This window comes from Citrobacter sp. 21OH12SH02A-Citro, assembly GCF_027919895.1.
Lineage (GTDB): Bacteria > Pseudomonadota > Gammaproteobacteria > Enterobacterales > Enterobacteriaceae > Citrobacter > Citrobacter braakii.
This window is the reverse complement of the sequence record NZ_CP114801.1, coordinates 2,786,324-2,802,377: the sequence shown is the minus strand read 5'-3', so window position 1 is coordinate 2,802,377 and position 16,054 is coordinate 2,786,324. Positions and strand designations below refer to the sequence as shown.

Genomic DNA, 16,054 nt, shown 5'->3' with positions numbered 1-16,054 from the left:
GGGATTATGGAATTAAAACTGCTTCTTGAGCGTAAGCAGGGACGTTTGAAACCGCGCCGTCGGCGAATGCGTCCACCGACCGCCAGTAAGCGAGCAGAGGTATGGTATCGGGACAGGTTGACGGATTTTATCGACAGCATGGTCCAGGCGTTTATTGACGAGTTGGGTAAGCCTGTGCTTGCCGATACCCCTGATAGCACGCCTCTCTCGATTACGACGCGTCTTGCCGCTGTCATGCAGCGTCTGGCGAGCATTTCAATTCAGGAGGTTGCCGCCCGACTCTCTGCCGGATTCGTTACGAGGGCAAACCTGCAGAACAAAGAGCAGACGCAGCGCACTTTCTCTCAGGCTTTTGGGATTGACCTGACCGGAATGCTCGGCGATGGCGCGATAAAGCCAGAAATGGAAAAGGCGGTTAATGACAACGTTGACCTGATCACCTCCATCCATACCGACTTTATCCACGATATCGGCGCGGCGGTTTTCGAGAACATGAAAGACGGTGGCCGACATGAAAACCTGATCGACATAATCAAGGAGCGCGGGAACGTCACCCGCAACCGGGCCAGGCTAATCGCTCGCGACCAGACATCAAAACTGAACGCAGACCTGACTGAAGCGCGCAATGTGGCTCTTGGTCTTGACCTGTATGAGTGGGGCGGCACTGGCGATGAACGGGAGCGCGACAGTCATTCCGCGTTAAACGGCATGCTATGTAAATACTCCGATCCGACAGTCTATTCAGACGACGGCGGTAAAACGTGGAAGAAGCGTTCCACCATCGGGGCATTCATCGGTAAACCCGGCGAGGATTACCAATGCCGATGCCTGGCCCTCCCTTACGTCTCATGGGATTAATCAATGAAGTGGAAACGAACACCGCAGGGGTACGTGATTACCACTGCGACGATCACCCGCGCCGGGCCGATTGAGTATTACGGTCACGAGCTGGGACTCACTGGCAGCGATGCCAACAAAAAAATCACCGTAGTTCGCACCCTCGACGAACTATCAAAACCCGAAACTCTCGCTTCATTCAATGGCCTCCCGTTCACCATAACGCACCCAGACGACGGGGAAGTCACCGCAGCAGACCACAAAGACAAAGCATCCGGTCATATCGCCAATACCCGTATTGAGGGCGGCGAGGTGGTCTGCGACGTTTATCTGACGGATGCCGCGGGAATCGAGACGCTGGAAGAGACGGGGATCCGAGAAGTGTCCGTTGGGTATGAGCCTGCCGAACTCGAGGAAAGGGACGGGAAGTTTTACCACATCAACATTCGCGGCAATCACGTCGCGGGCGTGGCCGCGGGGCGCTACGGGCCTCAGTGTAAGTTAAACGATAAAAAAGGTAAGCCAATGTTCAAAACATTAACTGATGCCCTGAGTTTCCTGAAGGGCAAAAAACTGAAGGATGCTGACGGTGTTGCGCTAACTCCTGACGAACTGGTCGGCATGATCGCCGCGCTGGAAAAAGCACTAGAAGAACTCCAGGGGCAAGGGACTGACGAGGCGACGGCAAAGGCTCAGGAAGTGCTGGCGCAACTCGCTGACCTTAAAACTCAACTGGAAGGCATGACGGGGGCACCATCGCCGAACGATGAAGATCCTGCCGCTGGTGGTGACGACAAGTACGCGAAAATCACTGCGCTGGAAACCGAAAACGCCGATCTGAAAGCGAAGGTTAAAGCACTGGAAGAAGAACTGGAGCAGTTGAAATCCGGCAATGAAACCAGCACCACACTGGCAGACGCGAAATCCCGTTTCCCTAAAGTCAGCTTCAATGATGCCAAATCAGCGCGTGACGTGCGCGCCGCCGTGCTGGTGAGCACTAAGGCGTTTAACGATGCCGAGGTTAAAGCGATGACTGATAGCGAAGTCCGCGCGGCATACGCAGCTATTCAGGCCACATCAAAGCCGCGCAGCGAAATCGGCTCACACCTATTTAACGACTCAGCGAAACAAAGTACTAAAACCGCAACTCAACGCCTTGGGGGTAAATAACTATGGCTTTCGGATTTACTGATTGGGACGGCGCTGATGGCACTATTAAACCAGGTTCAATCAAACGCGCCTCCAGCTCTAACGATAAAGTCTGGGGGGAAGAGAACCTGACCGAAACGAAGTTGCCCTATGGCACGTTCGTAGCTGTCAACCCGGACGGCGGCGTGATGCCTCTCGCAGCTGGCAAACGCATTCACGGGATTGTGGTGCGTGATATTTACGGTGATGGTGCACCGCACAATAAGCAAGTCAACGTGGGGCATTTTTCCCACGGCGATTGTGTTGGCGCGCTGACAGTCGATGACGCTGATTTTACTCGTGGCGCGGCGGCTTACATCGTGGCGACGGGGGACGATGCCGGGAAGGTGACAACAGAAGCAGCCGGCAACATTGATTTGGGCTACTGGGTGGAAGATGTGAGCGCGGGTAATAACTGCGTGGCTATCACCCTCGGTTACGTACAGCAGGCAGCACAGCCAGCGGAAGGAGCATAACAAATGCCAATGGTATCAGCAGATTTTGAAGAAGTATTGCAGGAAGCGCTGACCGAACGTGACATGGAGTTACAGGAAAAAGAGCTGCCGGAGATTAATATCGGTGAAGCCCTTCCGGTTAAAGAAGGTCTAGATTACTCACTTGATTACGTTGATTTCGGTGTATCTGAAGTGATGGGCTCTGTTAAAGACGGCATCATTGGTAACAAAACCAACAGCCTGAAAACTATTGATAGCGATATTGAATGGCTGAAGGCTCCTGTTGGCCAGTGGGCTAAAAGCGCAACCTGGACTCAGCAGGAACTGGAGAAAATCGCTCGCCTCAACATCAACTTGCAGACGAAAAAGCAGGATGATCTGTATGCCAACGCCCTCGCGACAATTCAGTATGCGGGCTACGTCGGCCACCAGGGTGTAAAAGGGCAGGAAGGCTTGCTGACAGGCAAGAGCGTTCAACTCGTCACTGACTCGTCAGGAAAGACCATTACTGACATGACCTCTGATGAGTTCGTGAAGCTGGTTCTGGATGCTTACAACGTGGCCTGGCGCAAATCCAACTATCGCATTCAGCCGACGAATATCGCAATGGACGCCAGCGACTTTATGCTTGCCATGCAGAAATTCGACCCTAACCCGATCGTTGTGGGTACTGACCTGCTGCCGATTGCGGCAATGGATCGCATTATGGCGGCGCTGCGCAAGGCTTCTGGTAATGAGTCCTTCAACATTTCCTTCGTAAAAGTTCCAAGCAATTACGCGGTAGGTATCAAAGCGGGTAAAACCCGCCTGGCCATCTACACCTACGAAGCCGATTACGTCGAAATGGAAGTGCATATGCCGGAGCTGCTGGCGGCACGACAGCGTGATCTGCTGACCTATGAGTGTGGCTATCGTTCTGCCTTCGGTGGCGCGATGTGGAAACAGCCGCAGTCCGCAGTGTATGTGGATTACAAATCCTCTCCGGCAGAGTAATCACAGGGGGTAGCATGGATTTCACCGTTCGTTACCCCGAGTTCGCCAGTGTTGCCCCTGCTCGAATAGAAGGGGCGCTACAGGATGCAGCAAACCAGATGAGCCGCAAGGTATGGAACAAGCTCTATGAACAAGGGCTTCATGCTTTAGCGGCGCATCTGCTGTATGCGGCTGGCGCGCTTACTCCCTCCGGCAGTAGCAATGGCAAGCCTGTCCAGACAATCACCAGTCGATCCGTTGCAGGCGTGTCCCTGGGCTACTCTGCGCCCGATGCCGGGTTTGGGGCCAGTCATGATGGATATGGCTCAAGCTCATTCGGTCAGGAGTACCTGAGACTTCGTAAGCTGGTAGGTGTGCATGTGCTGGCGCTACGGTAGTTAACAGGGAGTGGTTTTTTATGACTCCGGAAGAGACGCTAAAACTTACCACCGAATACCTGAAGAACCTGCAGGCGATGAAAACGCATTACGTCGCTGTGGGTTTGCCTGCTGGCAAGGTGGAAAACAAAACCAATGATGATGGAACATCAATAATCGAGATTGGGGCGGCGCACGAATTCGGCGCTGAAATCGATCATCCAGGTGGCACCGGATATATGGCAACAGGGGGTAAGGCTACGTTCACCCGCAAGACCTTCATGGGGCCGGTTAGCGGCTTTACGGCAGCCCACAAGATCACACTCCCTGAACGTTCCTTTCTTCGCGCTCCATTCACCCTCAAAAAGTCGGAAATTAACCGGGCAATCGAAAAGGCTTGTGAGGCCGTAGGGTCCGGGCGAATGGATGCTGACACCGCTTTAAATTTGATAGGCGCGACGGCGCGAAATATCAGCGTGAAAGCCTTTGAAACGGCGGGGTATGGCACCTGGCCGGATATCACTGCTGCAACTAAAAAGGCTAAAGGATCGTCTGCGCCGTTAATTGATACAGGCGCCCTGCGTGGTGCCATAACGTGGGAGGTTCGTAAGTGAGCGACTTATCAGACCTTGATATGAGCGAAGCGTTAATCGGCTGGGAACAGCCTGTAAAACTCAAAACCCGCACTGAAACCACCATCGATTTTGAACCGGTCGTGACTGTTAACAGCCAGGACATTCTGGCGGTGGTGCAAAGTGCGAACAAAGAGAATCTGACGCTGGATAGCCTGGACTGGTCGAAAGAATATCTGCTGATTCATGCACGGCTGAAAATTGAAACCGGTCAGTTTATTGAGAAGGGAGGCAAGGACTACAAAGTCGTGTCCCCGGCCGATTTTATGGATTACGGATTCTGCGCTGTCATCGCCGAGGAAACCCGGCTCTCGCTACTGGTGCCAACGCCATGACACAACCCCATCTGAAAGCTGTCGCGCGTTTCGTGCGTGACCTTCTGGACTACGATGAGCAACTGATCAAGTTCGACCGTCGGAACGTGCAGGCGTCCGACTTTTCCACCAGTTATATCGTGGTAAACGGCTCACTACCGCAATCAGTGCTGGCCCGGGGCCAGCGCTTTAATGGTGACGCTGAAGTGATGACATATAGCGCCTCAGTGAGCCACGCGATTGTACTGGAGTTTTACGGGGATAAGGCTTACGTCAACGCTGAAAGCTTCCTGATGCTGAGTGAAAGCCAGCACGCGAACGAACTGCGCCGCACGCATTCACTCACCATCATGGCCGTCTCAAACATCATCGATGTGGGGCAACTCCTGGGACAGTCCCACGGCAACCGTGTTCACCTGAGTTTCAATGTTCAGTATGCCCCTGCGCGGGACGTGCAGACACTGCGCATCGATACGCCGCAGTTTCAATTTTTAGAGGACAAGTAAATGTCGGCATCAATTAATAACGTCATTAATGTGACGCTTCTCGAAGAGGGACGGGCGGCGGCGCGAGATAACATCAACGTTTGCGCAATTCTGACCAGCCAGACGGGGGTATTGAGCACTGCTGAACGCTGGCGTTCATACAAAAGCGCATCTGCTGTCGAACAGGACTGGGGGGCTTCTTCAGTCACCGCAGCTTTTGCGAATGTGTTTTTCGGGACCAGTCCTAACCCGGTATCCGCGGGCGGCACGCTGATCGTCGGTTACTGGAACGCTGCCGGGGAAACGCTGCCTGCGACCAGCGGTGTACTGCGTGGCGGTGAGATTTCTCAGGCAGTCGTACTGCCAGCGTTACGCGAGAAGTCTGACTGGTCATTCAGTATTGAGATTGACGGTACGAAGCACGATGTGACCGCAATTAATGGCATGACGGCGGCGACACTGTCAGATGTCATCGCACAAATCCAGGCGAAAATTACGCCAGCGGTCGCATCGGTTGTTTTTGATGGCAGCCGTATAGTGATCACTAGCAAATCAACAGGGGCTAACTCTGTGGTTGGTTTTTCGAAAGCGATCGCCGATGGTTCTTTTATTGGTGATCTGCTGGCGATTGCTGAGGGTTCTGGCGCATCACAGACTAACGGAAGTGCATCAACAGAGGTTTCACCGGAAACACAACAGGAATCTCTCAGCAAACTCAAAGCGCAGGTCAACGTAAAAGGCGCGGCCTTCATCGACAAAATTCTCGATGCGCAGGTGCCGTTGATCGCTTCATGGGCTAAAGCGAACGCGGTAATCGTGTATGAGACATTTACCGGTTCGGCAGCTCTGGAAGTTGATCCGACTAACCCGGCATGGGCGGTAACACTCGCCAGCCAGAGTAATTTCCGCATGCTCTACAGCAAAGCAGGCAACCGGAAATTTGGTGTCAGCTATATGGCGCGCACGCATACCGTTAATTTCAACGGAGAACGCACTGCAATCACTTTGCACCTCAAAACGATGAACGTGCCGGCCGAAAGTTATGAGCAGACGGAGATCGACAAAGCGAAGCGCGTAGGTCTAGACATCTACACCACGATTAAAGACGTTCCCTGCGTGCTGTCGAGCGGTGCTAATGATTTTGTCGACAACGTCTATAACCTGATGGCCTACGTTGACGCAGTGCAGACGGATTCCTTCAACCTCCTTAAAACCACGCCGACCAAAGTCCCGCAAACCTACTACGGTGTCGATCAGTTAGAGGACTGTGTAGAGAAAACCACACATGGGTTTGTGAAGGCTGGGGTGTTCAATCCGGGTACCTGGACGCTGCCAGACTTCTTCGGGGATCGGGATATGTTTTTGCGAAATATCGAGCAAAACGGGTATTACGTGCTGGCCGGTGACCTGAAAGACCAGTCAACTGCAGACAGGCAGGAACGCAAATCCCCGGTTGTTCAGGTTGCAGTGAAGAATGCTGGTGCTGTTCACAGTGCCGATATCATCATCAATTTTAATAAATAAGGAGCGGTAAATGTCTCAGATTGTTATCAGTGCAGATACCGCGACCATCGTTCTGAATGGGCGAATCATCACGGATATCGCTGCGGGGGACTACGTCACGCTGACGCCATCCAATCCACTTACAAGCCGCGCCAATAGTGCGAATAACGGCGTCACAATCTCCGGGCGTGTTGATGCCGGGGTGCATGTGATGGTGATACGTGTCCAGAAATTTTCTAACGATGATATCTGGCTTAACCAGCAGCGCAACGCCGCGATCCCCGTTGTCCTTAACGGCTCAGTTAAAGAGTCGTTCGTGCGCGACGGCGCGGCACTGAAGGAAACTTACGATCTACAGGCCGGTTCTATCACCACACAACCGACGCAAACCAAAAACAACCAGGACGTTAACGCACTGATGGAATACACCATTGAGTACCGCAATGTCGTGCGTAACGTATAAGGCCAGATATGTCTAAAGAACAGCAGAAAAAAGCACTCGAGATGATCAAGGCGGTCTACGATGACGGTTTTGCTGAGATTAACGGCAACCGCTACGACTTTGCAGCGATGACACACAAAAAACGCCGCAAGGTTTTTGCCTTCTTCACAGGCATTGCCTCTGAGTTATCGCGGCAGTCTCTTGAGTTTCTGGACTCAGAGCGATTCGAGGAAATTGAACGCCTGATGTTCGATTACGTTCTGTTTGACGGTGTGCAACTGTCCAAGCAGCCGGAACACTTCGAATCCTACCCTGGTGATTACGTCATGCTAATCACAACAGCGCTTCAGGTTATCAGCCTGCCTTTTATGGGCGGGAGCAATATGAACTCACGTTCAGAAGCTCCAGACGTTCAGAAATTTACGTTAAATCCTCGAACATAAGCGATGACATGAGCATGTATCTGGCGCTGTCAAAGGCCGGATACGGCCCCTATCACGAACTTGTTAAATTAGACACACCTGAGCTGTTTGACATGCTTGAGTTCGAGAATATCAGCGCAGACATTCAACACTACAAGATGGAGAAAGCCCGGAATGGCGATAGTTAACGAGCTTATTACCAAATTCGGCTTTATCGGTGATCTGGCGCCGCAGGAAACCTTCAATGCGAATCTGAAAGCGTCTATTGGTCTGCTTGCCGGTCTTGGGGCTGCTATCGCCGGTTCGGCTGCAGGAGTTGCTGGCTGGGTGACGTCTGTCAGTCAGTCTATTGATCCGCTGGTCCAGTTCTCCCGGGAAACGGGCGTGGCGATCGAGACCGTTCAGTCACTGGGCTACGCGGCGTCTGTAAATGGCTCAAGTGTTGATGCGTTGCAGGCTTCGCTGGGTGAGATGACAAAAAGAGTGGGGGAGTTCGTTTCCACCGGTGAGGGAGAGGCGAAAGACGTTGCGGAAAGGCTGGGCCTTCAGTTCAAGGATATGAACGGGCAGGTAAAAAACTCCGATGTGATATTTCGTGAACTGGCCGACAAACTGCACGGTATGAGCCAGGCAGAGAAGTTTTCTGTTCTGGATAAGATGGGTATCGACCGTTCCATGGTGCAGTTGCTATCCATGACGGGCGAAGAAATATCTTCGTTGCAGAACAAGGCTGAGGCGCTTGGTGTTGTGACGCAAGACCAGGCCGATCAGTTTGCAGCCTACAACGATTCTCTGACTACGCTGGGGAAAGGTTTTGATGGTATCAAATTTCAGGTTGCCGTCGGATTTGTGCCGGTACTGAAAGACCTGGTGGATGGGTTTACGGACTTTCTCATTGCTAATAAGGATCTCATCAAAAACGGGCTGGCCCATCTTGGTGAAATTATTTTCTCCGTCATGGGTATGATCCGCCGCTTCCTGCCGATTATTGGTCTTATTACTACCGGATTTGTAGCCTGGAAAATTGCAGCTATAGGACTTAGAACGGTGCTGGCAACCATATTCTCTCCTGTCGTACTGATCACTGCCGCCATTGTCGCAGTCGTTCTTGTTATCGATGATTTGCTGACGGCTATGGAAGGTGGCCAAAGCGTTATTGCTGATTTCTTCAAAGATAACTGGGGAATAGATATTGTTCCCGCACTGAAAGAGGCGAAAGCGTCGCTCATGGCCTTCATAAACTACGCCATTGGTGTGTTTAAACCGCTTGCTGATGCCATTGTCTCCATGTTCGGATTCGTATGGCATCTCATCACAGGTGCGTTTACGGGTGATTTTCAGGATGCGATGAACGATGCGCAGAATGTCTTTGATTCTCTCATGGCGTTTATCACTGGTGCATTTGGTGTCGTTGGTGATGCGATTAAATACGTGTTTGGCGATGCCGGCGCGTTTGTCGTTGATGTGTTCACTACTGCAATCGAAAACACGAAGCTGATGTTCTCAGCACTATGGAAGTTAGTCACGGGCGATTTTGAAGGTGCATGGGGGGATGTGGTTAAAATCTTCGATAATGGCGTTGAACTGATGAAAAAACCGTTCACGGCTTTTATTGACTGGGCGAAAAACATCTTTGGTGGGCTGGGGGAATACATCAGCAATATTATCAGCAACGCTGCTTCAAATGCCTGGAATGCGACAAAGTCATTCTTCGGGTTCGGTGAGGATGAACCGCAGCAGGGTGTAACTGGCGGCGGTAACGGCGGCATGAGTCCTGGTGGTATTCCTTACGGCATGAATGCTGCGGTGGGCCTCGGTGGTGATAGTTCCTCCTATAACAATTCGTATACCTTCAGCCAGCAAAACTACATCACTGCACCTGATGCTGTTGCGGCAGGTAACGCTGTTGCTGATAGTACACAGCAACAACAAAAAGACGCCAAACGAATGTTTTCGAGGAATGGGAAATAATGGGAATTCTAGACGGCCTCATGCAGGCGCAATCCTCGGGCAAAGATACTGTTAAAAAGGTAGGGATCGGCGGGTTCTCAATGTTTGCCCGAGTGAGCGATGCTACTGAATACCCGTCTCAGGTTCCTGTAGACGTGCTGGAGGATGGCAGTAACGCGTCTGACGATATCATCAACGGCCCTCTGACGATAAAAATCAGCGGTGTTGTTGCCGATATCTATGTCGATGCGAAACCAAACTCTTCTTTTAGCCTGATGCCAGATTATTCGAAGTATGGCGAGGTGCTGGAGTACATCCCCACAAAGACGCAGCAGCAGTTGCAGAAAATGAATGAGATTGCCGATCGCGCAGAGCAGGCCGTCTTAAAGGCAAAACGCCTGGCTGATAAAGGTGCTGACCTTTTCGGACTGGTGGGCAATCCGTCTACTGGTGGCGCAAAAGGGATACGTGAACAATTTCTCGACTTCATTGAGGCTGTTTACCATGGCAAGCAGCTTATTTCCGTGGAGGTGGATTATCGCACCCATGAAAATATGGCGTTAAGCGGCCTTATCATCAGTACCGACAATCAAACGATGGAAACTAAGTTTGAGGCTAGTTTTACAAAAATCTCCTTCACGCAACTGACTACCGCACCGATAGAGCAGCATTTCAAATCCCCCTCAGCAGCTGCTAAATCAAAAACGGCGGGCGTTGCTAATAAGGGGGCGCAGACCCCGGCAGATAACTCCAGGAAAACCGGCCAATCGAAATCTGCTTGGAAGGCGACAGTCGATGCGGTGAAATCACTATATGGGAGGTAGCCTTTGGATCTGATAGCAAACATAACTGATGAACCCATCCAGCGTCATATCCTGATTTTTGACCGTGGTGAGGCTGTGGTCACTATTCGTTATCTGCCCACGGTTGAAATGTGGAAAATGCGCGTGGAATACAACGATGACTACATCGACGGCGTGAAGCTGTCGTTGGCTACACTGCATTTTCGTCACAAAAACTGGCCTTTCGATATTATGACCAAGGCGACGGACGGCAACGGCATTGACCCATATCGGGCTGACGACTTCGCCAGTGGTCGCATCGAAATGTATCTGGTCACGCCGGAAGAGATGATTGATATTCGCGGGGGAGACGTGCCGTGATGGATACTTTTTACCGTGATTATCGGCTGACGGTGGGGATCGGCAATCAAGCAGTGATTATCGAGCCACCGATCACCGTGTCATTCAAGTCGCTGGAAACGGTGGACAAGAAGTCACTCGGCAAGCTGAGTGTGTCCATCAACGGGCTAAAGCCTTCCACGCGTCTGCAATTGCTCAAGTCCGAAGATGAAGAGAAGTATATCCCCGTTCGACTCGAGGTTGGTTACGACGGCAAGCTGCGCCAGGTATTTCAGGGTTCGGTTAAAAGCGGAGCAGTAAAGCGTGAGGGGGCGATCCACATCGTCAGCCTGGAATGTGAAGACGGTGGCCACGACTATATCAACGCCTTCACATCGCGCACGGTACGCGGGAAAGATCAGGTCGTCGATTCTGTCTTGCAGGATATGCCAAACACGAAAAAAGGCTCTGTGACGAAGCAACAAGCACTCATCAGGCCGAAGGTTCTGGTAGGTAGCTCCAGTAAAATTCTTACCGATACCCTTGCGCCCGACGAGTCATTTTTCATCAAAGATGAGCGCGTCCACATCCTCAAGGCTAATGAGGTTACATCGGGTAACATTCCAGTCGTGAATGCGCGTAGCGGTCTTCTAAATACGCCTCAGGCAACGAAGATTAGCGCACAGGATGACGGGGGGAAGAAAGCCAAGATGCCAACCAATGAGCCTGATACGGATCCGGCAGGCAAAAAAGATACTGACTCGAGTACCTTAGCCAAATCCTCGAAAGGGCAGATCGTATTCGAAACGAAACTGAATCCTATGCTGGTGATCGGTGGGCTTTGCGCTGTTGAAAGCGTGACGAACCCCGCGTTAAACGGGGTTTATAAGATATACCAGATTGAAACCAGCGGGCAGAACAACGGGGCAGCCTGGTATCAGAAGGTGGTATGCCAGCCTGCCGGAAATTACTCAGTTGTTAACTGAAGATTTTACTTCTTGCGTTGCGCTGGAATTGGTTTTTTCTGGTGGGTGGCGATCTGAAAGCCAGCCAAGAGCAAAAATAATGACTGTGAGAATAAAAATTTTCTCGCCTATTGAAAACTTCACCTTACCACCTGCATTTTTAAATGCCGTTTTCTCCTCGGTTGATAGTTTTCTAAATTGCTTATGGGTTAATACCATGACCAATGGGCGAGGTGGTTGAATATCTTCCTGACCATCCTCTAACAACGTTGACTCCGAAAAGAAACCAAGCCGCTCAGGTGCTTGTTCCTCTACGTTCTCAGCGTGTTTCCCGGTGGAGTTCTTTTGACCCGCGAGCAAGTTTCCACTCGTGTAAGACAAACCGGTACCGGGAATGCCTGCGGTTGCCTTTACCCCTTTTTTACCAACGTTCAGGGTAGCACCAGCCTTACCAATTGATGCGCTAGTTATGCCTGTTTTACCTATGTTTATATGAATACCTGGTGCAATTTTGATGCGCTGTCTGAATTTGAATCCCATGAGTGTCTCTCCTTAGTGTTAAACGCTGGCGCAGGTTCGCTCTACGGCGATTAGTATGAGTATTTATCTAGCCATCCATTGAACCCACTCTGGCGGTTTTTTATGGGCTTAATTTATGATCGAAGAACTTCACGACACTATCGGCCTGGGTGTTGAATTTGCTCTGGCCGATGTTCACACCATTGTTGTCGCAAAAATAACGTCTGTAAATGACAAAACAATCAGTTGCGTCCCCGTTATCAATCGGGTTGTGAAAGGAAGCAGCAAGCAACTCCCAGAGTTCATTGAAGTCCCCCCGGTAATTTTGCAAGGCGGTGATAGTTATATCGCCGAACCAATTGCGGCTGGTGACTATTGCCTCGTCCTTATCTCTGAGCGTTGTTATGACGCCTGGTATGCGGGTAGCGACTTTGTTTCACCACTTGAAATGCGTATGCACGATTATTCAGATGGCTTCGCTCTGTGTGGGGTTAATCCACAGGCTACCGCGATCAATATCCCTAAGAAGAACAGGATGATGAAGGGGGATTCTGACCACGAGGGTGATTTAAACCTCACAGGAAATATTACCCAGAAAGAGGGTAAGACGACTCTGGAAGAATGCGATGTTCTAAATGTACTCCAATATTCACAGGTAAAGACAGGCGGTAAGTCTGGGGTGTCTGGTTCATTTCGAAGCGATGACGGGAAAACAATCACAGTTACCAACGGTATTGTCACGGAGATCTCATGATTGTTTCAGCACTTGATAAAAATGACGACTGGGGATTTGGGCGTGGGAAGGCAAACTATCTAACCGGCGGTGCTGCTATCGCGCAGAAAGCCAAATGCCGGATCCGCTCGTTCAAAAACGATAATCCTCTCAACATGGATGACAACATCGACTGGCTTTACCTGTTATCAGAGAAAAACACCGAGCAGGAGATTCTGCGGGAGATAGAGCGCGTGACGCTGGCGACGGATGGGGTTATGCGCATTACCGCTCTGGCGATGGAGGTCAATAAGGCCACCCGGTCACAAAAAATCGAACTCAGTATTGAGACCGTCTATGACCTGCAGACGATCACCTTCCCGGTCAACGGAGCGTTGAAGAATGGCACTACAGTTTAGCGACAACGGCCTTGAGACAAACACTCTCCGGGAGTTATTTCAGGAACTGAGCGACGGATATAAGGGAATTTATGGTCAGGATATCGATTTAGACCAGGAATCTCCCGACGGTCAACGCGTGGCAATCGAAGCTCAGGCTCGGGCAGATATTGAAGCCGCGCTGCAATGGCTTTATTCCCAAATGGACCCCGATTTTAATACTGGTGATATGCAGCAGATTATCGCCAAACTTCACGGGCTTTTCCTTCGTCCTGGATCCCGTTCTCAGCGCGACCTTAAAGTCACAACAGACAGGCCGGTGCTTCTCTATAGCGGGTACAAGATACGGGACCAGGCAAATCAGGTCTGGGTTATCCGACAGGACGTGACTGTTCCGGCGGGCGTCACAACAGCTACCTTTTTTGCTCAAAACTTTGGGAAAGTTACTGGGCTTGTGAACGATACCTTCACTCAACTCACACCAGAACCAGGGATTGTGAGCATTATCTCTGATTCCGCGGTTGTGGTCGGTCGGGATGAGGAAACGCCTGAAGAATTCAGACAACGCCGGAACCGGTCGCTTGAGAACCCGGCAACAGGTAGCACTGGGGCGGTTTTCGCTAAAGTTGCTCAACTAACAGGTGTAATTGATCTGAATATCGGCGAGAACGACACGAAAATTGATAATCCGACGACGGGGATCCCGGCCAATTCAATATGGCTGGTCGTTGAGGGGGGAGCGATTTCAGAAATTGTGGAGGTGATGGTTAAACAGAAAGGCGGTGGAACGGGAACGAAAGGCAGCATAACCGGACGTTTTACGGAGACTCTGATTCGGCCTGACGGCACTGCATTTCTGATAGCCCATGAACTTCAGTTTGATCGGCCCATCTATAAGCCGCTTCATATCAGACTTAATGCCCGCCGGAAGATTCAAAGTGAACCGATAGATATCGATACTCTCAAAAAATCTCTTGCATCACGCACCATGCATATTGGTGAGTCTGTGGATGCCAATGAATTTTATGAGAATGGGTATGGGGTAGGGCGAGTAAATTTTGTGCTGACCAATCTGCAAATTAGCAGTAATGGGGCAGATTACACCGATGCTGAGTTATCGCCAGGCTTTCAGGGAAAATTCACGTTGAGTGTGGAAAATATAGATGTTAACGAGGTGGTCCAGTGAATGACGACATCATTAACCGCTACACGCTAATGCTCATCAAGCAATATTGGGAAAAGAAAAAAGCAAGGTCAGAGATACAGTCCATGGTCCGGCACTGGCAAATCATCGCCGATTTTATTCGTAACCCAGATAACTTTGATCTCGACCGGGTTACCGGATACAGGCTCGATGTGATTGGCCGGATAGTTGGACTTCCCCGCAGCGTGCCTGCTGTTATTGCCCGTGTATTTTTCGGGTTTGACGGACATCTGAATACCGCAGGCTTCGACAGTAAATCTAATGCGGCGTATGTCGGCGCACCTTTCTACAGCAAGTTTTCGCCGGCATATGGTGACTATCAACTGGCTGACAATGAGTATCGCAGGTTCCTCCGGGTCAAAATTGCGCGAAACGCCGCAGGTGCAACGATTGCGTCAGACGATCGGGTCAGCCTGCAGGATGTTATACAGACGGCATTCAACGGCGAAGCTTACGTGACCGACAGAAAAGACATGACGCTTGCGCTGAACGTTTCGCCGCGGGTATCAGTTGAAGAGTTACGCCTGATTGTGAAGCTTGGCCTGCTGCCGAAACCTGCGGGCGTTCGATACGATTATTTTTATCGGGTGACTCCTGGTCTGACATTCGGTTTCTCGCGAAACCCTTCAGCCAGAGGATTCGCCAGCAAGTTTAATACCGCCTACCAGGGCGGTTTTTTTTCGAGGAAAATCCATGTCTAAGATTGCACGATATCAGGGAAATGTTCGGGCTTTTGCCTCTGATGCACAGGGAATGGAAAGAACTGTGTTTGGTGGAACAAATCAGGCAGATGACCTGACCTCGCAGATCACGGCATCTTTCCTTCGCGGATGGGGAATTGTTGGCGCTTCCGAACACCCCTCGCTTGAGGACTTCAATGCGGCAATGTATGCAATGAGTCAGTTCATTGCGTATCAGCACCAAATGGGGGTTCCAGAGTGGCATGCAGAACAGGAGTACCATATCGGTTCGATCTGTACACATAACGGTGAATCTTATCAGTCCTTACAAAATGCAAATATTGGTAGCCAGCCGCCATCAGCAAAATGGACTCCTGTATTAACGTCAAAAAACGGTCTCGCAAACCTTCATTTGGAAGAAACGGTAAAACAGGCCGCTGGAGCGATGCAGAAAAGTGCAAACGGTGGTGATATTCAGAATGTATCAGCCTTCCGAAATGCGCTCCAGTTAGGGACCGCTGCAACACGAGATGTTGGAGCAGATAATGCCTCAAAGTTACTTGATTTAGACAGCTTCAGGTCAATGATGTCAGGTAATGGCTACATCTACATCCCATGCATTGCGACGACAGGAAACCCGGTGAAACTTATGTTGCAGTGGGGAACGGTGGCAACACAAAAGGGAGCTGATGCTGGATATGCCTTACCATTTGCTTTTCCCTATGCAGGCTTGTTTGCGACCGGAAACCGTGGAACATCTGGCTACAATGCCGCGATGAATGTGCGTATTGCGAGCAGAACGCACATCAGCGTTCAGAACTGGGCACCATCCGGTGAGGGTACCGAAGATTGTTGTTTTATTGCACTGGGGTATTAAG

At 50.9% G+C, this 16,054-nt stretch carries 22 protein-coding genes; 21 read left to right on the top strand and 1 reads right to left on the bottom strand.

The window, feature by feature from the left end; genetic code table 11:
* Positions 1 to 6 precede the first annotated feature (6 nt).
* The 16 genes from O6D90_RS13625 to O6D90_RS13550 are packed head-to-tail and all read left to right on the top strand — an operon-like array spanning position 7 to position 11,684.
* Positions 7 to 858, top strand: a complete 852-nt coding sequence (locus O6D90_RS13625) for a phage minor head protein (RefSeq protein WP_271143112.1) — start codon at positions 7 to 9, stop codon at positions 856 to 858.
* A 3-nt stretch (positions 859 to 861) separates the two neighbouring features.
* On the top strand, positions 862 to 2,007 hold the full coding sequence (locus O6D90_RS13620) for a DUF2213 domain-containing protein (protein ID WP_271143111.1): 1,146 nt from the start codon (positions 862 to 864) through the stop codon (positions 2,005 to 2,007).
* Between the two features lie 2 nt (positions 2,008 to 2,009).
* Positions 2,010 to 2,501, top strand: coding sequence for a structural cement protein Gp24 (locus O6D90_RS13615; RefSeq protein WP_211941076.1), 492 nt, complete (start codon positions 2,010 to 2,012; stop codon positions 2,499 to 2,501).
* Between the two features lie 3 nt (positions 2,502 to 2,504).
* Positions 2,505 to 3,473, top strand: a complete 969-nt coding sequence (locus O6D90_RS13610; protein ID WP_211941075.1) for a major capsid family protein — start codon at positions 2,505 to 2,507, stop codon at positions 3,471 to 3,473.
* Positions 3,474 to 3,487: 14 nt separating this feature from the next.
* Positions 3,488 to 3,850, top strand: coding sequence for a DUF4054 domain-containing protein (locus O6D90_RS13605; RefSeq protein ID WP_115643610.1), 363 nt, complete (start codon positions 3,488 to 3,490; stop codon positions 3,848 to 3,850).
* A gap of 20 nt (positions 3,851 to 3,870) precedes the next feature.
* Positions 3,871 to 4,443 carry a hypothetical protein gene (locus tag O6D90_RS13600; protein WP_210589830.1) on the top strand — a complete coding sequence of 191 codons (573 nt, stop codon included), beginning with the start codon at positions 3,871 to 3,873 and terminating at the stop codon, positions 4,441 to 4,443.
* A complete protein-coding gene (locus O6D90_RS13595; protein ID WP_181681394.1) occupies positions 4,440 to 4,796 on the top strand; it encodes a hypothetical protein in 357 nt (118 codons plus the stop codon). Before O6D90_RS13600 ends, O6D90_RS13595 begins: the two co-directional genes overlap by 4 nt.
* Positions 4,793 to 5,281 carry a phage neck terminator protein gene (locus O6D90_RS13590; protein ID WP_016156263.1) on the top strand — a complete coding sequence of 163 codons (489 nt, stop codon included), beginning with the start codon at positions 4,793 to 4,795 and terminating at the stop codon, positions 5,279 to 5,281. Before O6D90_RS13595 ends, O6D90_RS13590 begins: the two co-directional genes overlap by 4 nt.
* Complete coding sequence (locus O6D90_RS13585; protein ID WP_016156264.1) at positions 5,282 to 6,784, top strand: DUF3383 family protein; 1,503 nt, start codon at positions 5,282 to 5,284, stop codon at positions 6,782 to 6,784.
* Positions 6,785 to 6,794: 10 nt separating this feature from the next.
* Complete coding sequence (locus O6D90_RS13580) at positions 6,795 to 7,226, top strand: hypothetical protein (protein ID WP_016156265.1); 432 nt, start codon at positions 6,795 to 6,797, stop codon at positions 7,224 to 7,226.
* A gap of 8 nt (positions 7,227 to 7,234) precedes the next feature.
* Complete coding sequence (locus O6D90_RS13575; RefSeq protein WP_000032481.1) at positions 7,235 to 7,648, top strand: hypothetical protein; 414 nt, start codon at positions 7,235 to 7,237, stop codon at positions 7,646 to 7,648.
* Positions 7,649 to 7,656: 8 nt separating this feature from the next.
* Positions 7,657 to 7,815, top strand: a complete 159-nt coding sequence (locus O6D90_RS13570; protein ID WP_016156266.1) for a hypothetical protein — start codon at positions 7,657 to 7,659, stop codon at positions 7,813 to 7,815.
* Complete coding sequence (locus O6D90_RS13565) at positions 7,802 to 9,598, top strand: phage tail tape measure protein (protein ID WP_271143110.1); 1,797 nt, start codon at positions 7,802 to 7,804, stop codon at positions 9,596 to 9,598. The genes O6D90_RS13570 and O6D90_RS13565 overlap by 14 nt, the downstream gene beginning before the upstream one ends.
* A complete protein-coding gene (locus O6D90_RS13560; RefSeq protein WP_016156268.1) occupies positions 9,598 to 10,401 on the top strand; it encodes a phage baseplate protein in 804 nt (267 codons plus the stop codon). Before O6D90_RS13565 ends, O6D90_RS13560 begins: the two co-directional genes overlap by 1 nt.
* A 3-nt stretch (positions 10,402 to 10,404) precedes the next feature.
* Entirely contained in the window at positions 10,405 to 10,740 is a 336-nt protein-coding gene (locus O6D90_RS13555; RefSeq protein ID WP_016156269.1) for a hypothetical protein, read from the top strand.
* Complete coding sequence (locus O6D90_RS13550; RefSeq protein WP_016156270.1) at positions 10,740 to 11,684, top strand: hypothetical protein; 945 nt, start codon at positions 10,740 to 10,742, stop codon at positions 11,682 to 11,684. The genes O6D90_RS13555 and O6D90_RS13550 overlap by 1 nt, the downstream gene beginning before the upstream one ends.
* Here O6D90_RS13550 and O6D90_RS13545 read toward each other — a convergent pair.
* Positions 11,670 to 12,203, bottom strand: coding sequence for a DUF4236 domain-containing protein (locus O6D90_RS13545; RefSeq protein WP_016156271.1), 534 nt, complete (start codon positions 12,201 to 12,203; stop codon positions 11,670 to 11,672). The two genes, O6D90_RS13550 and O6D90_RS13545, sit on opposite strands and share 15 nt — an antisense overlap.
* A gap of 115 nt (positions 12,204 to 12,318) precedes the next feature.
* Here O6D90_RS13545 and O6D90_RS13540 point away from each other — a divergent pair, with 115 nt between their 5' ends.
* Genes O6D90_RS13540 through O6D90_RS13520 form a run of 5 tightly spaced genes read left to right on the top strand, consistent with a single transcriptional unit; the run spans position 12,319 to position 16,053 of the window.
* A complete protein-coding gene (locus tag O6D90_RS13540) occupies positions 12,319 to 12,936 on the top strand; it encodes a Gp138 family membrane-puncturing spike protein (RefSeq protein ID WP_016156272.1) in 618 nt (205 codons plus the stop codon).
* Positions 12,933 to 13,313: a hypothetical protein gene (locus O6D90_RS13535; RefSeq protein ID WP_016156273.1), complete on the top strand. Its 381-nt coding sequence runs from the start codon at positions 12,933 to 12,935 to the stop codon at positions 13,311 to 13,313. Before O6D90_RS13540 ends, O6D90_RS13535 begins: the two co-directional genes overlap by 4 nt.
* Positions 13,297 to 14,478 carry a baseplate J/gp47 family protein gene (locus O6D90_RS13530; protein WP_174588384.1) on the top strand — a complete coding sequence of 394 codons (1,182 nt, stop codon included), beginning with the start codon at positions 13,297 to 13,299 and terminating at the stop codon, positions 14,476 to 14,478. The genes O6D90_RS13535 and O6D90_RS13530 overlap by 17 nt, the downstream gene beginning before the upstream one ends.
* On the top strand, positions 14,475 to 15,197 hold the full coding sequence (locus tag O6D90_RS13525; RefSeq protein ID WP_016156277.1) for a DUF2612 domain-containing protein: 723 nt from the start codon (positions 14,475 to 14,477) through the stop codon (positions 15,195 to 15,197). Before O6D90_RS13530 ends, O6D90_RS13525 begins: the two co-directional genes overlap by 4 nt.
* Entirely contained in the window at positions 15,190 to 16,053 is an 864-nt protein-coding gene (locus tag O6D90_RS13520; protein ID WP_016156278.1) for a gp53-like domain-containing protein, read from the top strand. The genes O6D90_RS13525 and O6D90_RS13520 overlap by 8 nt, the downstream gene beginning before the upstream one ends.
* Position 16,054: the final 1 nt, after the last annotated feature.

What these genes read in the sequence shown, in the direction of transcription:
- O6D90_RS13625 (WP_271143112.1), top strand. Translation starts at nt 7, where the DNA reads ATGGAATTAAAACTGCTTCTTGAGCGTAAGCAGGGACGTTTGAAACCG.
- O6D90_RS13620 (WP_271143111.1), top strand. Translation starts at nt 862, where the DNA reads ATGAAGTGGAAACGAACACCGCAGGGGTACGTGATTACCACTGCGACG.
- O6D90_RS13615 (WP_211941076.1), top strand. Translation starts at nt 2,010, where the DNA reads ATGGCTTTCGGATTTACTGATTGGGACGGCGCTGATGGCACTATTAAA.
- O6D90_RS13610 (WP_211941075.1), top strand. Translation starts at nt 2,505, where the DNA reads ATGCCAATGGTATCAGCAGATTTTGAAGAAGTATTGCAGGAAGCGCTG.
- O6D90_RS13605 (WP_115643610.1), top strand. Translation starts at nt 3,488, where the DNA reads ATGGATTTCACCGTTCGTTACCCCGAGTTCGCCAGTGTTGCCCCTGCT.
- O6D90_RS13600 (WP_210589830.1), top strand. Translation starts at nt 3,871, where the DNA reads ATGACTCCGGAAGAGACGCTAAAACTTACCACCGAATACCTGAAGAAC.
- O6D90_RS13590 (WP_016156263.1), top strand. Translation starts at nt 4,793, where the DNA reads ATGACACAACCCCATCTGAAAGCTGTCGCGCGTTTCGTGCGTGACCTT.
- O6D90_RS13585 (WP_016156264.1), top strand. Translation starts at nt 5,282, where the DNA reads ATGTCGGCATCAATTAATAACGTCATTAATGTGACGCTTCTCGAAGAG.
- O6D90_RS13580 (WP_016156265.1), top strand. Translation starts at nt 6,795, where the DNA reads ATGTCTCAGATTGTTATCAGTGCAGATACCGCGACCATCGTTCTGAAT.
- O6D90_RS13575 (WP_000032481.1), top strand. Translation starts at nt 7,235, where the DNA reads ATGTCTAAAGAACAGCAGAAAAAAGCACTCGAGATGATCAAGGCGGTC.
- O6D90_RS13570 (WP_016156266.1), top strand. Translation starts at nt 7,657, where the DNA reads ATGAGCATGTATCTGGCGCTGTCAAAGGCCGGATACGGCCCCTATCAC.
- O6D90_RS13565 (WP_271143110.1), top strand. Translation starts at nt 7,802, where the DNA reads ATGGCGATAGTTAACGAGCTTATTACCAAATTCGGCTTTATCGGTGAT.
- O6D90_RS13560 (WP_016156268.1), top strand. Translation starts at nt 9,598, where the DNA reads ATGGGAATTCTAGACGGCCTCATGCAGGCGCAATCCTCGGGCAAAGAT.
- O6D90_RS13550 (WP_016156270.1), top strand. Translation starts at nt 10,740, where the DNA reads ATGGATACTTTTTACCGTGATTATCGGCTGACGGTGGGGATCGGCAAT.
- O6D90_RS13545 (WP_016156271.1), bottom strand. Translation starts at nt 12,203, where the DNA reads ATGGGATTCAAATTCAGACAGCGCATCAAAATTGCACCAGGTATTCAT.
- O6D90_RS13540 (WP_016156272.1), top strand. Translation starts at nt 12,319, where the DNA reads ATGATCGAAGAACTTCACGACACTATCGGCCTGGGTGTTGAATTTGCT.
- O6D90_RS13535 (WP_016156273.1), top strand. Translation starts at nt 12,933, where the DNA reads ATGATTGTTTCAGCACTTGATAAAAATGACGACTGGGGATTTGGGCGT.
- O6D90_RS13530 (WP_174588384.1), top strand. Translation starts at nt 13,297, where the DNA reads ATGGCACTACAGTTTAGCGACAACGGCCTTGAGACAAACACTCTCCGG.
- O6D90_RS13520 (WP_016156278.1), top strand. Translation starts at nt 15,190, where the DNA reads ATGTCTAAGATTGCACGATATCAGGGAAATGTTCGGGCTTTTGCCTCT.